This window comes from Janthinobacterium sp. 78 (genome assembly GCF_003096775.1).
GTDB lineage: Bacteria > Pseudomonadota > Gammaproteobacteria > Burkholderiales > Burkholderiaceae_D > Janthinobacterium > Janthinobacterium tructae.
Genome location: NZ_QENT01000001.1, coordinates 3419199 through 3436213, shown reverse-complemented (window position 1 = coordinate 3436213; position 17015 = coordinate 3419199). Strand labels below are relative to the sequence as shown.

Here is a 17015-nt window from a genome sequence, read left to right as displayed (position 1 = left end):
TCACCTTTCATCAAAACAGGCCGGAACTGCCGCAGTCCCGGCCCATGGACCTTATTTGCTCAGGTCGATGCGGTACTTGGCGAAACCGCTGGCGTCGAGGCCGCCTTCGGCCGCCACGTTGGCGATGCCGCTGCCTTGCGCCAGCGCCAGGTGTCCCGGTGCCGAGCGCAGGATCACGGGACCGGCCGTGGCTGTCTTGACGAAGCTCCAGCTGCGCGCGCTGCCATTCGCCGCCAGGGTCACCTTGCCGCCCTTGGTACTCAGCGACGCCAGGTAATTGCTGACCACGGCCTGGTTCGCATCGGGCGACTTGATGATGGTCTTGCTGCCATCGATGCCAGGCACGGCGCCGCCGCCACCGGCGCGGTAATCGTTGGTGGCAACGATGAAATCATCGCTATCGGCCACAGCTGCGCCCTTGTACGTGAGGTTGACGATGCGGCTGCCTGGCTTTTTCGTCACGTCGATCTGGTATGTCAGCGCATTGTTTTCCGCATAGAACACGTCGTAGTTATAAATCGTGCCATACGACGGCACCAGGTCCTGCTCGGCAGTACTGGCCGGGTCGATCTGGCCAAATTGCTTGGCCGACGTTTCCAGCCACGCCTTCAAGTCCGATCCCTTGATTTTCACGGCTTGCAAGTTGTTGTTGCTATATAAATACAGGTCGCCCGGATTGCGCACCTGCAAGCCGATCGGCGCGGCCGGCGTCGCGCCCGCGGCCACGTCCGTGAAGTCCGATGGCCCGTTGCGGCCCGCCTTGAATGGCGCGCTGCACGAGATGACGGGGATGTTCTTGTAGCTGGACAAGGTGGCATCCGTGCTGGTGGCGATGAAATTTTTCACGTAGTCGAGCTGCGCCTGATTCACCAGCTGGATGGCGCTCACATCGCCCACCAGCGCAAAATAGGCGGACATTTCGAAATCCGTGCTGATGCCCAGCGGCTGCTTGGCGTAAGCGATGGTGGCTGCGTGCTCGGTGGCCACCAGCGGTGCGATGGCCGGGTCGGCTTTCACCAGGGTCTTGCCATCCGTGTACTTGAAGCCACGCGATTCCACCGTCGTCTTGGCCGGCTGCACCACCCATTTTCCGGCCTGATACACCATCGTCAGCTTGATGATGCCCAGGCGGCGACCCCAGCTTTGCGCCATGACGGTCGGTACACCGTTCACGAAGCCGTTGACGGCGTCGATCTTCGCGCTGGCGGGGAAGGCGGCAAACGAGGCGTCCAGCGCGGCTGCGCCTTCTTCCTTGCCTTTCGGGAAGATCAAGTGCGAATGGCCGATCATCAGCGCATCGATGCCCGTGCTGGTCAAGTGATAGCTGCCGTTTTCCATTTTCGGGCTGTAGGCACTGGTGTCCAGGCCGCCATGCGACAGGGCTACGACGAGGTCGGCGCCCTTGTTGCGCAATTCCGGCACATATTGTTTCGCCGCTTCCTGCACGCCTGTCACGCTGACCTTACCAGCGAGCACTTTTTGATCCCATTCGAGGATTTGCGGCGGCACAAAGCTCAGCACGCCCACATTGATCTTCACGCTCAGCTTGCTGCCATCGGGCGCCGTGGCGGTGAAATCGCGGGGCAGCAGGGTGTAGGGCTGGAAGAGGGGCTTGCCGCTGGCCACGCCGACGACATTGCTGAGTACGGAAGGGAAGGCGGGCGCGCCGCAGGTACCCGTCGGCTTGGCCACACCGGGAATGCCGAAATCGGTGTTGGTGATCTGGCTCAGGTAAGGCAAGCCATAGTTGAATTCGTGGTTGCCCATGCCGCCCGCGTCATACTTGAGCGCGTTCATCGCCTTGTGCACGGCCAGCGTGCCGGAGCAGGGCACGGGCGCGGCCACGGCTTGTAAATCGGCCAGGAGGGTGCCCTGGATGACGTCGCCATCGTCGAGCAGCACGTTGTTCGGATTTTCCGCGCGCGCCGCCTGGATCAGTGTGGAGGTGCGCTCCAGGCCCAGGCTGGTGTCTTCCGCCAGCGCGTAATAGTTGTAACTGAGGACGTTCGAGTGGATATCGGTGGTTTCCAGCAAGGCCACGCTGACCGTCGTGCCTTCTGGAATAACCTGCGCCGTCGTCGAACCACCGTTGCAGCCGACCAAGCCCACACTTGCCAGCGCCGCCAGCATGACCCAATTTGTTTTCATTACCGCCCTCGGAAAGATTCAAAGGACGCGACTGTAACGCCGCCATATGACGCGGCGATGACAGCCGTGCGGGGCGCATGGATGCAGGGGGGCGGGACTTACTCCGCTACCCGCCGTACTGACAGATTTGCCGCAGTGGTCGACTGTGGATTGGCGTACAGCGTCGCCAGCACATCCCAATAGGCAGCGGAAATCGCGGGGCCATTGCCAAATCCATTGAAATGGTTGGCCAGCCCAAGCGCATGGCCAAACTCATGTGTCACGATATCCTGGGTGACGTTGCAATGTCCATTCCCCAGATTCAGATACACGGGATTCGAGGCGATGCCATTCTGGCTGCCTGGTTGAATCGGGTTGCCCATATTTTTTCCTGTCGCCACATTGGCACAGTAACTGGCGTAATCCGTGGAATTCGGTGGCACATACGACGTGCCATAACTGACGTGAATATAATTGCCGCTGGCCGGGATGGAATAGACCGCATCGAGTACTAAAAGACCGCGCAACTTGGTATTAATCTGCGCGATGGCGTTTTGCGTCTTGCCCGAGTAATCGAGCTCGGTGGCATTGCCAGCCGCCGGCGGCGTGACATACACGCTGACGTGCTGTTACGGCGTGCCCAGCCAGCGCCAGGTGCCCGCAGGTCGATTCGCGCTTGAAAATTCAATATTACTGGACTTGATATTGGCAATCACATCGCCATCGTTCGCGCTGACATTGTCGCCGCCGCCACACGCTGATAATCCACCACAGACCAGGGCCATCGCAATCAGGTTTAATTTCATCTTGTTTCTCATGTTGTCATCGTTTTGGCAGGGCCAGGAAACCGCTTGCATATAAAAGCCGAAGGCTTGCAGCATTCTTTTACGCCGCGATTGTACCTCAGCCATTATTAAAAAAATACCACGCTATCGGTCAGGCATTCTGATTGATGTCGATGGTCATGACGACAACAGTCTGCCTGCCACGGAGTACCCCATGATCGTGAGCAGCAGCCCGGCGGCCGGGGCAGCCATCAACGATTGCTACCAAAATGCAAGTGAATTGCATTACAATGCCAAACGCAATCAGCTTGCATTTGATGGTGCGAGCGCCATTGCCTCCCATACCTGACTCCACTCCGAAGGAATCCCATGTCGCAACTCCAGCGCAAACTCCCCGTCACCGTCCTGTCCGGCTTTCTCGGCGCCGGCAAGACCACCTTGCTCAACCACATACTGCGCAACCGCGAAGGCAAGCGCGTGGCCGTCATCGTCAACGATATGAGCGAAGTCAATATCGATGCCTCGCTCGTGAAAGACAGCGCCGAAGTGGCTGGCGCGGCTCTGTCGCGCACGGAAGAAAAACTCGTGGAAATGTCAAACGGCTGCATCTGCTGCACCTTGCGCGACGATCTGTTGCTGGAGGTGCGGCGCCTTGCCGCGGAAGACCGCTTCGATTATTTGCTGATCGAATCGACGGGCGTGGGCGAGCCGATGCCCGTGGCCGCCACCTTCGACTTCGAGGATGAGCACGGCGACAGCCTGAACGACGTGGCGCGCATCGACTGCATGGTCACCGTCGTCGACTGCGCCAACCTGCTGGCCGATTTCAACAGCGAAGACAGCCTGGAGCAGCGGGGAGAAACGGCGGGTGAGGGTGACGACCGGCAGCTGGCCAATTTACTCACGGAACAGATCGAATTTGCCAATGTCATCGTCCTTAACAAGGTCGACATGGTGGCCGCCGACGAGCGCCTGCGCGTGCTGGCCATTGTAAAAGCCCTCAATCCCGGCGCGCGCATCATCGAAACCAACCAGTCCGTCGTGCCGCTCGATGCCATCCTCGGCACGAACTTGTTCGACCTGGAGCAGGCGGCCGCCATGCCGGGCTGGGCCCAGGAACTGGCTGGCGTGCACACGCCGGAGACGGAAACGTATGGCATCAGCAGCTTCGTCTACCGGGCGAAAGAGCCGTTCCACGCGCAGCGCCTGCATGACTATATTTCGCAGCCGATTCCGGGCGTGGTGCGCAGCAAGGGATATTTCTGGCTGGCCAGCCGCCCCGAATGGGTGGCCAGCCTGTCCGGCGCGGGCAAGCTGATGAATATCGAAGCCGTGGGCCTGTGGTGGGCGTCCGTGCCGAAGCAGCGCTGGCCCACGGACGCCGCCTCGCTGGCGGAAGTGACGGCGGGCTGGAGTGAGCCATATGGCGACCGCTACCAGGAACTCGTCTTCATCGGCCAGGACATGGACCAGGCCGCTATCGAGGCGGACTTGAAAAAATGTCAATTGAACTACACGGAAACGCGCCAGGGCATGGCCGCCTGGCGCCAGCTGCCCGACCCGTTTCCACTATGGCAGAGCATGGAAGAACTCGAAGATTAACCATCGATAGGAAAGAAATATGACAGAACTGACCCCCGTCACCATCATCACAGGTTTTCTCGGCAGCGGGAAAACCACCTTGCTCAAGCGCATATTGCAGGGCGATCACGGCGTGCGCATCGCCGTGATCGAAAATGAATTCGCCGCCGAAAGCATCGACCATGGCTTGCTGGTGCAGGACAGCGACGAGCAGATCGTGGAAATGAACAATGGCTGCATCTGCTGCAGCGTGCGAGGCGACCTGATCCGCATCCTGGGCGAGTTGCACGCGAAACGCGCAGCCGGGACGATCACCTTCGACCACGTGATCATCGAAACGACGGGCCTGGCCGCACCGGGACCCGTGGCGCAAACCTTTTTTGCGGAGCCGTCCATCAGCGAGTGCTACCTGCTCGACGCGATATTAACCGTGGTCGATGCGCGCCATGCGCAGCAGCAATTGACGGCGCACAAGGAAGCGCAGGAACAGGTGGGCTTTGCCGACCGCATCCTGCTGTCGAAGACGGACCTGGTCGGCAAGGACGCGCTGGCCGCGCTGCGCCAGCGGCTGGTCGCCATCAATGGCCGCGCCGGCATCCAGAAAGTGCGCTTCGGCAATGTGCCGCTGCGCGACATCCTGAACATTCGCGGTTTCAACTTGAACGCCATCGTCGAACTGGAGCCTGATTTCCTTGGGGAACTGGGACACCGCCATGGCGACGGCGTGCAATCGTTCGTGTATCACCAGGCCCAGGCCCTCGATCTGCTGCAGGTGGAAAATTTTCTCGATGCCGTGGTGCAGCTGTTCGGCACCCAGTTGATGCGCTACAAGGGCATTTTGTACGTTGCCGATCTGCCATGCCGCGCCGTCTTTCAGGGCGTGCACATGCTGATGGGCTCGGAACTCGGCGCGCCGTGGCGCGATGAGGAAACGCGCGCCAGCAAGATCATTTTTATTGGCCGCGACTTGCCGCAGGAAATGCTGATCCGGGGCCTGGACCGCTGTATAGTGGACAGTCCGGGCAAGGCGGCGGCCTGAGCGTGGAAGCGGGCGTGCCCGCCCTGGCGCAGATTTTCCTGCTCGGCATGCGGCATGGCCTGGCACCGGACCATCTGGCGCGCGCGTGGGTATAATGGAAAAAAACTGCCGGATTCCACCATGCCCGCACCCGATATCGTCATCCGCCTGCTGACGCCAGCCGACACCGCCGCCTTTTGCGCACTGCGCTTGCGCGCCATCCTTGACTCGCCCAGCGCGTTTTCCTCATCGCGCGAAGATGAACTGGCGCGCACACCAGAAGAACACGCGCAGCGCATTGCCGGCCCCATGCAGCGCGGCTTTGGCGCCTTCGATGGCGCACGCCTGGTTGGCTTTGCCGGCTTGCGGCGTGACCCGTTGCGCCAGCTATGGCACAAGGCCTTGCTGTGGGGCGTTTTCGTCGATGCGCCGCAGCGGGGGAAAGGCGTGGCGCGGCGTCTCGTCAACGCCTGCATCGAACAGGCCGAGACGGACCCTGCCATCATGCAAGTGCATTTGAGCGTGAATGCGGAAAACAATGCCGCACGCCAACTGTATGAATCGCTGGGCTTTATCGCGTATGGCACGGAACCGCGTTCGATGCGCGTCGGCGAACTGTTCTATGACGAACACCACCTGGCCTTGCTGCTCAAGTGATGTTTCGGGAAATTATTTACAGCGCGGGCACAGGCCTTTGATCAGATAATCGACTTCGCCGCCGCTGAAACCTTCCGGCAAGAGCACGGGCGGGGGCAGCTTGACTTCATTGAAGCAAGTGACGTTCGCGCACTTGGTGCACTGGAAGTGCGCGTGTTCGTGCGCCTGGTGGCCGGCGCCGGCGCTGAAGCGCCACACCTGGTCGGCGCCCGCGATGCGGTGCACGAGTTCATTTTCCGTCAGCCATTCCAGTACCCGGTACAGGGTGACGGAATCGATATCGCTGTCCTGCGACAGCGCTTGCTGGATTTCATGGTGGGTCAGCGAACGGCTTTGCGCCATTAAAAAGTCGAGCACCTTCACGCGCGTCTTGGTGACGCGGGCATTGGTGTTGCGGATCAGCGATTCGGCGTGCGGTGTAGAAGATGATGTCAACATGATAGGCCTGCTTGCGGGGGACCGGCTGGCGGCGTCATCGCCGTGCCCGTTGCCACCCTATGGGCCGTATCTTAGCATGCGTGCCGCACCGGATGAAACGGTGTCATGCTTTGAACGTCCAATAGCGGCCGGCGAGCGTATCGACGGGGTCGAGAAAGCGCTGGTCGGCGCGCGCCTGGTCGCGTATCAGATAAAACATGTCGGACAGGGCGGAGCGCTTTTCCGCAAAGTAGGCGTGCTTCATGAAGCTGGTGTCGACCCCGGTGGCGTCGATGGTTTCCACGCCCGCCACGATCAGCATGCCGGCGCCGCTGTCGCCCGCACGCGGGTAGCCGTGCACGGCTTTCGAGGCGGCCAGGGCCAGGTCTTGCGACGAAGCATACAAGGTGACGGGGTTGCGCGCACCGGCCAGTTTGGGCGCGATATCGTGCTTGAAGACGGCAGCGTCGATGTCGGGTGCGGACAGGATGAGTTCCGTGATTTTTTGCGCCAGCTGCGGCTGCGTGGCCAGCAAGTCGGCCACGGCCCGCGCCAGGCCGCGGCTGCCTATGCTGTGTCCCACCAGATACACTTGCGCCGCCTGCGTGCTGGCGAGAAAGTCGGCCAGAAAGCCGCTGATGTGGGGCGTGCTCCATTCGATATTGTTTTCATCGATCGTATAGCCGGCCAGGTCGCCGCGCGACGGCCAGCTGTAGAACACGGGCGCGCCGTCGAAACCCAGGTCGTAAGCCATTTGCCCAGTGCGCCGCGCCGCATCCTCGAAACTCACGTTGTAGCCGTGCACGAAGACAAAGGCGCTCTTGCCGGCCGAGGCGCGGATCTGGGTTTTTAGTGCTGCAAAGAAGTTGTCGCGGTCTTGTACCTCGGCCGACAGCACCACCACGTGCTTGGCCGGGTCGTCGCGAAATTCCAGGCGCCACAGCGATGGCGATTCCAGCTGGCCCATGCGGTGGTCGCGGGGAATGCTGATGTCGCAGCTGCCATAGCTGAGCGGGCCATTGCCGCCCATGACGTTGCGTTCGCCGCTGAAGCGCTGCGCGGGCGGCTTGCCCACGTCGCGCTGGCGGTCCGTGGCGAAATACACTTTGACCACCGCATAATTGGAGACGACGGCGCTCTTGTCGGCCGGGGCGGGCACGGCTACCACGTCGTGTATCTGGGGCAAGGGCCGCTGCAGCGCATCGAGCAAGCCTTGCGCGCCAAACAGGGTTGCCATGTCGTCCGGCGCGTTCGCCGAGGCCAGGGCGGCCGACAGGGCCAGTTGCAGGCGGGTATTGGCAGGATCGGCTTCCAGTGCGGCGATGGCGGCCAGGATGGCGGCGGCGCTGTCGAACTTCGCGATGGCCAGCTTGAGTCGTTGATAGTGGCTGGCGACGGCCTCGGGCGCGTGGCCAGGTGCGCCATGCCCGATGGCTGCCACGACAGCGGAAGTGATCAAGTCCATGCGCCACCTGCCTTTCAGGTCAATCTGGATTGAATGTCAATCTATATTGCCATAAAAGCACGCGCAACGCGACTTGTCCAGCGTCTTGCGCAGCAGTGGCGTCACCGGTCAATGCTGCTTGTCGTCGCTGAACTGCTGCGCCAGCGATTGCAGGGGCGCCACGGTCAGGCCGCCACGGCTTACGTGCTCGGGGATGGCCACGCGCACGGGCTTGCTGTGCATGTTGGCGGACGACAGCACGTTCGTCGTGGTCTCGGGCGCCGCATTCCACACGGGATCGACGATGCCTTCGAACACATGTTTCAATTGCTCACCCCAGGTATCGCGGATCATGCGGAAATACTGGTTCTTTTCATCGATGGTGACGAAGCGCGTGACGGCCAGGCTGCCCGACTCGTAGACGAGCAAGTCGAGCGGCAAGCCGACGGAAATGTTCGAGCGCAGAGTCGAATCCATGGAAATGAGGGCGCACTTGGCCGCCTCGTCCAGGCGCGTGAACGGGTTGATGACCCGGTCGATGATGGGCTTGCCATATTTCGCTTCGCCGATCTGGAAATACGTGTTTTCATCGTGCGATTCGATGAAGTTGCCAGCCGAATACACCTGGAACAAGCGGCAGCGCTCGGCGCCTATCTGGCCGCCTAAAATGAAGCTGACATTGAAATCGATGCCGCACTCGGCCAGGGCCTTCGCTTCGCGCTGGTGTACGGTGCGCACGGCGTCGCCCACGATGCGCGCCGCATCGTACATGCTGGCCACGTTCCAGATGCTGCGTCCATCCGCATCCACGTGTTCGGAGACGATCTGGCGGATCGCTTGCGAGATTGACAGGTTGCCAGCCGTCATCAGCACCAGCATGCGGTCGCCCGGGTTTTCGAACACGCTCATCTTGCGGAAGGTGCCCACCTGGTCCACGCCGGCGTTGGTGCGGGAGTCGGACAGGAAGACCAGGCCTTCGTTGAGGCGCATGCCTATGCAATAAGTCATCGTCGTAAATCAAGTCAAAGGGGGAAGCATTCTACACCAGCCGGGCCGTGCCACCTGCTGGCAAGGCCCGGCCAGCCTCATTCTTGCCACTACACGGGCACGATCTGCACATCGACTCGTAACGTTTCCGTGCCGCCACCCTGGCGCACGCCGCGCACGGGTGCCGCCGAATCGTAGTCGCGCCCGATGGCCAGGCGGCAATACGCGTCCGTCATCAGCCGCGCGTGGGTCACGTCGATGCTGACCCAGCCTGCGAAATCCGGGTCTTCCGTCCAGGCATCGACCCAGGCATGGCTGGCCGCGTGGCCCGTCGTGCCCGGATCGATATAGCCGGAGACATAGCGGGCCGGGATGCCCCAGGCGTGGCAGCAGGCGAGGAACAGATGGGCGTGATCCTGGCACACGCCGCGCCCCAGGGCCAGCGCGTCGCCGGCCGTGGTGGTGACCATGGTGGCGCCGCTTTCATACGCCACCTTGCCGACGATATGCTCGGCCAGGCGCAGCAAGTGGCCCGTGCCGGCCGTCACGCGCTGGTCGGGCAGGCTGGCGGCCGCCAGTTCCAGAATAGCGGGGTTGGCCTGGGTCAGGGCCGTCGGCATGGTAAACAGCAGCGGCGACAAGGTATCGATCAGGTTCAGGCGTCCCTTGTGCGGGTAGATGGTGTCCACCACGCCGTGCGCCACCAGGCTCAGCGACTGGTGGCTGCCGTTGATCGTCAGCATGTGCGACAAATTGCCGTAGGCATCCGTGTAGGCGTGGCACTGGCCCGGCGTGGTGATTTGCCAGGACAGGGCGCGTTGCTGCGGCTCGATACGCGGCGTCAGGTGCAGCTGCTGGATGGTGTAGGCCAGCGGCGCACTGTAGGCGTAATGGGTTTCGTGGCGGATAGTGAGCTGCATCAGGCCGCCAAGGGAACGAGGAAATCGCGGCTGACGCGGTTGCCCAGGTCGTTGATGTTTTCCAGAAACTCCGTCAGGGTCAGGTGCAAACCCGCCTTCATGATGTCGTCGATATGGCCGAATTTCAGCTCCGCATGCAGTTTCCCTGCAAACCTTTCCGTATCGGCCGACACATCGTTGCGGATATGCTTTAAATTTTCCACCACGTCATCCATGCAGGCAAGTAAAGACCTGGGCATGTCGCCGCGCAGCATCAGCAACTGCGCCACCCGCGCCGGGGTGATCACGTCGCGGTAGACCTTGCGGTAGATCTCGAAGCCGGAAACCGAGCGCAGCAGGGCCGCCCAATAGTAAAAGTCGCGCTGGGTGATGTCTTTCGAGGTGTCGCGCGCGCCGTGGAACTTCACGTCGAGGATGCGCGCCGTGTTGTCGGCCCGCTCCAGGAAGGTACCGAGGCGAATGAAGTGGATCGCCTCGTCCTTGAGCATGGTGCCCAAAGTGACGCCGCGCGACAGATGCGAGCGGTACTTGACCCATTCGAAGAAGGCGCTGGGGTCCGTTTCCAGCAGATTGCTGTTCAATCGCTTCTGCATGTCGAGCCAGGTGGCGTTCTGGATTTCCCACACTTCCGTCGTCAGCGTCCCCCGCACGGCGCGGGCGTTTTCGCGCGCGCCCGTCAGGCAGGCGAGGATGGACGACGGATTGTTCGGGTCGCGCACCATGAAGTCGAGCACGTCGCGCGTGTGGAAGCGGCCATATTTGTGGTCATACGCGCTTTGCAGCTCGGAAATACCCAGGGTGGCGCGCCAGCCCTGTTCCGCGTCCTGCTCGGACTGGGGCAGCATGGACGTTTGCATGTTGACGTCGAGCATGCGCGCCGTGTTTTCCGCCCGCTCCGTGTAGCGGGCCATCCAGAACAAATGATCAGCGGTGCGGCTCAGCATGTTTTCTCTCCTGCAAAAGCGGATGTCTCTTCCAGTACCCAGGTATCCTTGGTGCCGCCCCCTTGCGAGGAATTGACCACCAGCGAGCCTTCGCCGAGCGCCACGCGGGTCAGGCCACCTGGCACCATGGAAATGGTCTTGCCGGACAGCACGAACGGGCGCAGATCGATGTGGCGCGGCGCGATGCCGGCGTCCACGTACGTGGGGCAGGCGGACAGGGCGAGTGTCGGCTGGGCGATGTAGCCGCCCGGATTGGCCAGCAGGCGCTGGCGGAAGTCCTCGATCTGCGCCAAGCTGGACGCCGGCCCCACCAGCATGCCGTAGCCGCCCGCGCCATGCACTTCCTTGACCACCAGTTTCGATAAATTGGCCAGCACGTACGACAAATCGGCGCTCTTGCGGCACTGGTAGGTGGGCACGTTGTTCAATATCGGCTCTTGCGACAGATAAAACTTGATCATGTCGGGCACGAACGGGTAGATCGACTTGTCGTCCGCCACGCCCGTGCCGATGGCGTTCGCCAGCGTCACTCTTCCCGCGCGATACACGGACAGCAGGCCCGGCACGCCCAGCGACGAGTCCGAGCGGAAGGCCAGCGGGTCGAGGAAATCGTCGTCCACGCGGCGATAAATCACGTCGACGCGCTTGGGGCCGCGCGTGGTGCGCATGTACACCGAGTTGTCGTTGACAAACAGATCCTTGCCTTCGACCAGTTCCACGCCCATTTGCTGGGCCAGAAACGCATGCTCGAAGTAGGCCGAGTTATACATGCCGGGCGTCATGACGACCACCGTGGGGTCGTCCACACCCATGGGCGCGACGGAGCGCAGGTTGTCGAGCAGCATGTCCGGGTAATGGTCGACGGGGGCGATGCGGTTGCGGGCGAACAGTTCCGGGAACAGTCGCATCATCATCTTGCGGTCTTCCAGCATGTAGGACACGCCCGAAGGCACCCTTAAGTTGTCTTCCAGCACATAAAACTCGCCCTTTCCCGCGCGCACGATATCGACACCCGCGATATGGGCGTAAATGTCGGAAGCGACGGAAATGCCCTGCATTTCCGGGCGGTATTGGGCATTCTTGTAGATTTGCTCGGCGGGAATGATGCCCGCCTTGATGATGTTTTGCTCATGATAAATATCATGGATGAACATATTCAAGGCTTGCACGCGCTGCACCAGGCCCGTCTGCATCTGCGCCCATTCGGCGGCGGGAATGATGCGCGGGATGGTGTCGAACGGAATCAGGCGTTCCGTGCCGGCATCGTCGCCATACACGGCGAAGGTGATGCCGACGCGGCGGAACGTCAGGTCGGCTTCGGCCCGCTTGCGGGCGATGGTCTCGGGCGATTGCTGCGCCAGCCAGTTGTCAAATTCACGATAGTGTTCACGTACCTTGCTGTCCGTACCCACCTCATCCGCAGTCATTTCATTGAAAAAATTTGCCATGTTGTGATTTCCCTTGAGCCGTGTCTATGTATAGCTCAGCAGGAAGCGTGCCAACAGCGCGGCTGCAGGAAGGTGTAAACATGAGCACTTTTGTGGCGTCGCGCTGCCGTTCGCACTACTTTGGTGCGCTAGCTGTCACTCTTGGGAGCGCTGGCGGGCGGGACGAACGGCCGGCAATCGACGGGGACGTCGAAGATGAAGCTGGTGCCCGTTTCGGGTGCGCTGTCGACGGCGATGCTGCCGCCGTGGCTTTCGGCCACGTTCTGCACGAAGGGCAGACCGATGCCCCAGCCCGGCGCGGGGCTGTCGTTCTCGCGGCGCAGGTAGTCGAAGATGCGCTCGGCCTGTTCCGGCGCGATGGCGTGGCCGCCATTGTGGACGGTGAGGATCAGGCGTTCGTGCACGGCTTCCACGTGCACATTGACAGGCGCGTCGTCACCGTACTTGAGGGCATTGCTCAGCAGGTTTTCCAGCGCGCGCCGCAGCGAGTTCTCGCACCACCAGCCGGTGACGGATTGTCCGCTGACCTGGCATTTGCCGGGCCGCTGCAGGTTGACCTGGCCGGCCACGGCGTGTACCAGCGGCAGCACGTCGAACTGGCTCAGCGCCAGCGGCAACTGCTGGCCCCGGTGGTAGCTGAGGCTATCGAGCAATTCCTCGATCATGCTGTCGAGCCGTTTGCTGTGCTCGGCAATCTTGTGCGCTAGCAAGACCACCCGTTCCGGGTCCGCCTGCCGCAGCAGCAACTGGGCGCTGGTGCTGATCACGGCCAGGGGATTGCGCATGTCGTGCGACAGGCCGGCCGCGATGCGGCGCCGGAAGCCTTCGTGCATGCTGGTAAATTCGCGTATCGATTCGCGAATGCCCACGTCGATCGAGGCGTTGATCACCTGCCAATCCTTGCGGCGCAGGGTGATGCCGGACGCATGCGCAACGGCGGCGAAGCAGTCGCGGAAGATCTGGTATTCCTGGATCACCTGTTCCGGCCCGTAATTGGTCATGCGCGCCCGTTCATTGCCATGCACGGCGGGCACGTTGCTGTTGCTGGCGGCGTTTTCGCGCGGATGGCCCGGCGTCAGCGCTTCGGCCAGGTTATCGAAAAAGGCGGGCAGAGTATTGATGAGTATGGGCGTGAGCAGCTGGTCGGCGCCGCGCACGCTGGCGCGCACGCGCTCTTCCCAGGCGCTGAGGACGGCATCACGCATGGCGAAGAGGCGCTGCGCGCGCTGCAGTGGACGGCGTGCGCTGGCCTGGCGATCCGCCTGATGATCCGTGGCAATATTCACCTGAACTCCCTGACAGGAATGGCTATGCTTCGAATAGTATGCGCCTAATCCGCCGGCAGGGAAACGCCTTGTTGTTCAGTATTGGTTAGCCGCAGGGCCGCCTGCAGGCGGGAAAGCGCGGCTGACCAGTCGGGCAGCGAAAAGTTCTGGGGGTCGTCATGACCGTTCGCAAAGCCCGTATCGAGCACGGCGTGGAAGGCGGGGATCAGCCACGTGCCCTTGCGCACGCTGGCGGCGATATACAGCAGGGCCAGCCGGTCGTATTGCGCGGGCGTAAAGCCCGGATCGGGCGCCAGCCCGTCGTTGCCCTTGCCGCCACCGGGTACGGAGCGGCGCGGCTGCACCAGTTCCACGTGCAGGAACAGGCCCGTCAGCGACGGCTTGTCCTTTTCCAGTTTGCTGGCGTAGCCGGGTGTGCCAAAGTCGCGCACCGACAACGAATCGCCGAGGCGGTTCACGTAGACATGGCCTTTCGGCCCGCCGCCCAGCGCCGGATTGCGCAAGGTAAAATCGTTGAAGTCCCAGCTGGCGTCGTTGATGTGGTCGGGAATGGTTTCTAACAAGAAATTCGGGTAGCTGGTGTCGTGGATGACGAAAAAGCGGGCCATGGGCGCCACCAGCCGGCCCATGGCGCGCGACAGCGGTGCGTCGACGGCGCCGCCCACATCCGCTTCACTGATCGATTGCTGCGCCAGCCAGGCGCGCAGGCGGGCCGGGGCGATGCCCGTGCGCTGGCCGACATGACTGGCAAGGAAGTCCGGCAGCGGCGCGCTGTCGCCCAGGCGCGCATACAGTTTCACAGGGCGCAGCAGACACGTGGCTTGCGCCCGCGCATCGCCCTTGAAGCCGCTCTTCCAGGCGGCATAGGGGCAGGCGGCTTGCTTTTGGGCAAGGGCGGTGCTGGCGGTGGCGAAGAGCAACAGGGAGAGGAGGGCGGGGCGCAGTGTCATGCGCGCATTGTCGCCCAAGCACAAGCGATTGCACAGGGGCGCACGCGGCGCGGCGCCCCTGCCGGGCTCTTAGAAATCGACCGAAGCGGAGACGACCACGGTGCGCGGCGCGGCCAGCACCAGCGTGCCGATGTTGAAGGACGACACGGCCGACGACCAGTAGTTGCGGTCCGTCACGTTGTCCATGCGGGCGCGCAAGGTCACGTCATGGCCCGCCACTTGCGTCAGGTAGCGCGCGCCGATGTCGAGGCGCGTCCACGATGGCAGTTGCTTGCTGTTGGCCAGGTCCGCATATTGCGTCGAGGTGTAGATGCCGCGGGCGTTCAGGCTCAAGCCTGGCGCGCCGGGCACGTCCCATTCGCCGCCCACGCTCACCTGTGTTTCCGGCGCGCCGATGGGGCGCTTGCCATTGTTGGCGGCCACGTCGGTCTTGCTTTGCTGCGCATCGAGCCAGGTCAAGCCGCCCAGCAGGCGCACGCCCTGCATCGGCGTGCCGAAAATCGACAACTCCAGGCCTCGGTTGCGCTGCTCGCCAGCCAGTTCGGCGCGCTTGCCGACCACGGCCAGCAAGGGCTTGGCCGTAGTGAACAGGGCGGCGCTCATGCCCAGCTTGCCACCGTCATACTTGACGCCGATTTCCTTTTGCTTCGATTTGTACGGCGCAAACACCTCACCCATGTTCTCGACATTGAAGCGCTGGCCGTTTTCCACATACGTTCCCGTGGCCGCCGGCCCCTTGACCAGCGCCTCGATGTAGTTGGCGTACAGCGACACGTTCTTGCTGGTTTTGAAGACGATGCCTGCCACGGGCGTCGTGGCGCTCTCGTCATAGGCCTTGCCTTGCAGCACCGAGGTGTTGTAGTCGTAACCGGCATCCTTGATCTGCTGGCGGCGCAGGCCCACGGTCAGCAGCAACTTGTCGTCGAGGAAAGCCATGGTGTCGGCAAGGGCATAGCTGCTGAGGATGGTTTTCTGGGTGATGCGCGGGTCGCTCATGATACCGCCTGTATAGGGGGTTGCCGGCGCGGCTACATTGACGGGCGCGTAAATATTGGTGGCAAACGCGTCGCCGATGGCATACGCGTTCTTCGCCTCATTCCAGTGACCGGACCAGCTGGCCACGAGGGTATGCTTGACGGCGCCCGTAATGAGCTTGCCGCGAATGCCCACTTCGCCCGTGCGGATTTCCTGCTTGCGCGCATTGTCGAAGCGCGACACCGTGGCGTCGCCATTGATCGAGGTCAATGACGGCTCGGCCAGGCTGTTGGCTTCCTTGGTCGAGCGGGAGCCATATGCGGCCCAGGCCACGACATCCTTGGCAAGGTCCACCTCGGCGCGTGCCGTGCCGAACACATCGTGTTCCTTCGAATAGCTCCAGGGCTGGGCGAAGTTCTTCGAGGCATCGGGCGCGCCAGGGAGCACGGCCACGCTGCCAATGCCGACGGATGGACGGGGCGACGTCAGGTCGAAGTTCTGGTAGCCGGCATCGGCCGACAGGCGGTAGCCGCGGCCGCGATAGTCGAGGCCCACGGAAAACATGCCCACGTCGTGGCCTTCATGCTGGATGCCCGTCTCGCCCTGGCGCTTGGCGGCGTTGACGCGCACGCCAAACTCCTGGTTGTCGCCGAAGCGGCGCGCCACGTCGATGGCCGCATAGGCGTGGCCACCCGATTCCACGCCCACCGTCAATTCCGTCAGCGGCGTGTTGCCGGCACGCTTGGGCATCAGGTTGATGGCGCCGCCGATGCCGCTGCCGCCCGGCGCCGCTCCGTTCAGGAAGGCGCTGGCACCACGGAACACTTCCACGCGCTCGAGCAGTTCTGGCGATACATATTGGCGGGGCAAGACGCCGTACAGGCCGTTATACGCCACATCATCGGAATCGAGGGCGAAGCCGCGGATCACATACACTTCCTGGAAATTGCCATAGCCGCGCGACATGCGCACGGCCGGATCGCTCTGCAGCAAGTCGCCGACGCTGCGCGCTTGCTGATCGGCAATGAATTGCTGCGTATAACTGGTGCTGCCGAATGGCGAGTCCATCATGTCCACGGCGCCGAGTATGCCCATGCGCCCGCCGCGCGCCACCTGGCCGCCCGCATACGCCTTCGACAAACCTTCCGCCGAGGCATCGGCGGAGGCGTGGACGAGCACCGTGGGCATGGTTTGCGCGTCGCCGGCCGGCGTGGTTTGGGCTTGGGCGGCGCTGCTGGCCATCAGGAAGGCGGCCAGGGCGAAGGGGGTAGGGGCGAGGCGGAAGGTGCGCATGGTGTTGTTGGGATATTAATGAGAATGATTATCATTATATTCCAGCGTGGCGCAACGCGTGGGAAAGTGTGAGAATGTTGAAAAAAAGTCGCCATTCGTACAACACCTGGAGGGCCAAGGCACTGGAATCTGGCGGAAAAGGGCGCGCCAGACGATACCTTGTGGATTTATCAATGCTTGCCG

Annotated in this window: 16 protein-coding genes; 4 read left to right on the top strand and 12 right to left on the bottom strand. The window is 62.4% G+C overall.

The window, feature by feature from the left end; all coding sequences use genetic code 11:
• Positions 1 to 51 precede the first annotated feature (51 nt).
• The 3 genes from C8C92_RS15090 to C8C92_RS27765 form a co-directional block, all read right to left on the bottom strand.
• Entirely contained in the window at positions 52 to 2148 is a 2097-nt protein-coding gene (locus C8C92_RS15090) for a bifunctional 2',3'-cyclic-nucleotide 2'-phosphodiesterase/3'-nucleotidase (RefSeq protein WP_116744431.1), read from the bottom strand.
• 98 nt (positions 2149 to 2246) lie between these two features.
• Entirely contained in the window at positions 2247 to 2744 is a 498-nt protein-coding gene (locus C8C92_RS15085) for a hypothetical protein (RefSeq protein ID WP_243420226.1), read from the bottom strand.
• A 12-nt stretch (positions 2745 to 2756) separates the two neighbouring features.
• Complete coding sequence (locus C8C92_RS27765; protein WP_243420225.1) at positions 2757 to 3008, bottom strand: hypothetical protein; 252 nt, start codon at positions 3006 to 3008, stop codon at positions 2757 to 2759.
• Between the two features lie 118 nt (positions 3009 to 3126).
• Here C8C92_RS27765 and C8C92_RS27945 point away from each other — a divergent pair, with 118 nt between their 5' ends.
• From C8C92_RS27945 to C8C92_RS15070, 4 genes are all read left to right on the top strand, one after another.
• Positions 3127 to 3261, top strand: a complete 135-nt coding sequence (locus C8C92_RS27945) for a hypothetical protein (RefSeq protein WP_279340927.1) — start codon at positions 3127 to 3129, stop codon at positions 3259 to 3261.
• A gap of 20 nt (positions 3262 to 3281) precedes the next feature.
• On the top strand, positions 3282 to 4514 hold the full coding sequence (zigA, locus tag C8C92_RS15080) for a zinc metallochaperone GTPase ZigA (protein ID WP_116744430.1): 1233 nt from the start codon (positions 3282 to 3284) through the stop codon (positions 4512 to 4514).
• Positions 4515 to 4533: 19 nt separating this feature from the next.
• A complete protein-coding gene (locus C8C92_RS15075; RefSeq protein ID WP_116744429.1) occupies positions 4534 to 5532 on the top strand; it encodes a GTP-binding protein in 999 nt (332 codons plus the stop codon).
• Between the two features lie 120 nt (positions 5533 to 5652).
• Positions 5653 to 6168 carry a GNAT family N-acetyltransferase gene (locus C8C92_RS15070; RefSeq protein ID WP_116744428.1) on the top strand — a complete coding sequence of 172 codons (516 nt, stop codon included), beginning with the start codon at positions 5653 to 5655 and terminating at the stop codon, positions 6166 to 6168.
• A 12-nt stretch (positions 6169 to 6180) separates the two neighbouring features.
• On the opposite strand, the gene C8C92_RS15065 is transcribed toward C8C92_RS15070, so the two are convergent.
• From C8C92_RS15065 to C8C92_RS15025, 9 genes are all read right to left on the bottom strand, one after another.
• The gene (locus C8C92_RS15065; RefSeq protein ID WP_070218730.1) at positions 6181 to 6606 is read right to left on the bottom strand and encodes a transcriptional repressor; all 426 of its coding nucleotides are present in this window, start codon (positions 6604 to 6606) and stop codon (positions 6181 to 6183) included.
• A gap of 103 nt (positions 6607 to 6709) precedes the next feature.
• On the bottom strand, positions 6710 to 8050 hold the full coding sequence (locus tag C8C92_RS15060; RefSeq protein WP_116744427.1) for an alpha/beta hydrolase: 1341 nt from the start codon (positions 8048 to 8050) through the stop codon (positions 6710 to 6712).
• A gap of 108 nt (positions 8051 to 8158) precedes the next feature.
• Positions 8159 to 9037, bottom strand: a complete 879-nt coding sequence (locus tag C8C92_RS15055; protein ID WP_116744426.1) for a peptidase — start codon at positions 9035 to 9037, stop codon at positions 8159 to 8161.
• A gap of 89 nt (positions 9038 to 9126) precedes the next feature.
• Positions 9127 to 9936 carry a transglutaminase family protein gene (locus tag C8C92_RS15050; protein WP_116744425.1) on the bottom strand — a complete coding sequence of 270 codons (810 nt, stop codon included), beginning with the start codon at positions 9934 to 9936 and terminating at the stop codon, positions 9127 to 9129.
• Positions 9936 to 10880, bottom strand: coding sequence for an alpha-E domain-containing protein (locus C8C92_RS15045; RefSeq protein ID WP_099763790.1), 945 nt, complete (start codon positions 10878 to 10880; stop codon positions 9936 to 9938). Before C8C92_RS15045 ends, C8C92_RS15050 begins: the two co-directional genes overlap by 1 nt.
• Positions 10874 to 12328 carry a circularly permuted type 2 ATP-grasp protein gene (locus C8C92_RS15040; RefSeq protein WP_116744424.1) on the bottom strand — a complete coding sequence of 485 codons (1455 nt, stop codon included), beginning with the start codon at positions 12326 to 12328 and terminating at the stop codon, positions 10874 to 10876. Before C8C92_RS15040 ends, C8C92_RS15045 begins: the two co-directional genes overlap by 7 nt.
• Positions 12329 to 12456: 128 nt before the next feature.
• Positions 12457 to 13614, bottom strand: a complete 1158-nt coding sequence (locus C8C92_RS15035) for a HAMP domain-containing sensor histidine kinase (protein WP_116744423.1) — start codon at positions 13612 to 13614, stop codon at positions 12457 to 12459.
• A gap of 44 nt (positions 13615 to 13658) precedes the next feature.
• A complete protein-coding gene (locus tag C8C92_RS15030) occupies positions 13659 to 14564 on the bottom strand; it encodes a hypothetical protein (protein WP_133250763.1) in 906 nt (301 codons plus the stop codon).
• A gap of 69 nt (positions 14565 to 14633) precedes the next feature.
• A complete protein-coding gene (locus C8C92_RS15025; protein ID WP_116744421.1) occupies positions 14634 to 16832 on the bottom strand; it encodes a TonB-dependent receptor in 2199 nt (732 codons plus the stop codon).
• Between the last annotated feature and the right edge of the window lie 183 nt (positions 16833 to 17015).

Coding starts and splice junctions, on each gene's coding strand:
- C8C92_RS15090 (WP_116744431.1), bottom strand. CDS start 2,148: ATGAAAACAAATTGGGTCATGCTGGCGGCGCTGGCAAGTGTGGGCTTG.
- C8C92_RS27765 (WP_243420225.1), bottom strand. CDS start 3,008: ATGCTGCAAGCCTTCGGCTTTTATATGCAAGCGGTTTCCTGGCCCTGC.
- C8C92_RS27945 (WP_279340927.1), top strand. CDS start 3,127: ATGATCGTGAGCAGCAGCCCGGCGGCCGGGGCAGCCATCAACGATTGC.
- zigA (WP_116744430.1), top strand. CDS start 3,282: ATGTCGCAACTCCAGCGCAAACTCCCCGTCACCGTCCTGTCCGGCTTT.
- C8C92_RS15075 (WP_116744429.1), top strand. CDS start 4,534: ATGACAGAACTGACCCCCGTCACCATCATCACAGGTTTTCTCGGCAGC.
- C8C92_RS15070 (WP_116744428.1), top strand. CDS start 5,653: ATGCCCGCACCCGATATCGTCATCCGCCTGCTGACGCCAGCCGACACC.
- C8C92_RS15065 (WP_070218730.1), bottom strand. CDS start 6,606: ATGTTGACATCATCTTCTACACCGCACGCCGAATCGCTGATCCGCAAC.
- C8C92_RS15060 (WP_116744427.1), bottom strand. CDS start 8,050: ATGGACTTGATCACTTCCGCTGTCGTGGCAGCCATCGGGCATGGCGCA.
- C8C92_RS15055 (WP_116744426.1), bottom strand. CDS start 9,037: ATGACTTATTGCATAGGCATGCGCCTCAACGAAGGCCTGGTCTTCCTG.
- C8C92_RS15050 (WP_116744425.1), bottom strand. CDS start 9,936: ATGCAGCTCACTATCCGCCACGAAACCCATTACGCCTACAGTGCGCCG.
- C8C92_RS15045 (WP_099763790.1), bottom strand. CDS start 10,880: ATGCTGAGCCGCACCGCTGATCATTTGTTCTGGATGGCCCGCTACACG.
- C8C92_RS15040 (WP_116744424.1), bottom strand. CDS start 12,328: ATGGCAAATTTTTTCAATGAAATGACTGCGGATGAGGTGGGTACGGAC.
- C8C92_RS15030 (WP_133250763.1), bottom strand. CDS start 14,564: ATGACACTGCGCCCCGCCCTCCTCTCCCTGTTGCTCTTCGCCACCGCC.
- C8C92_RS15025 (WP_116744421.1), bottom strand. CDS start 16,832: ATGCGCACCTTCCGCCTCGCCCCTACCCCCTTCGCCCTGGCCGCCTTC.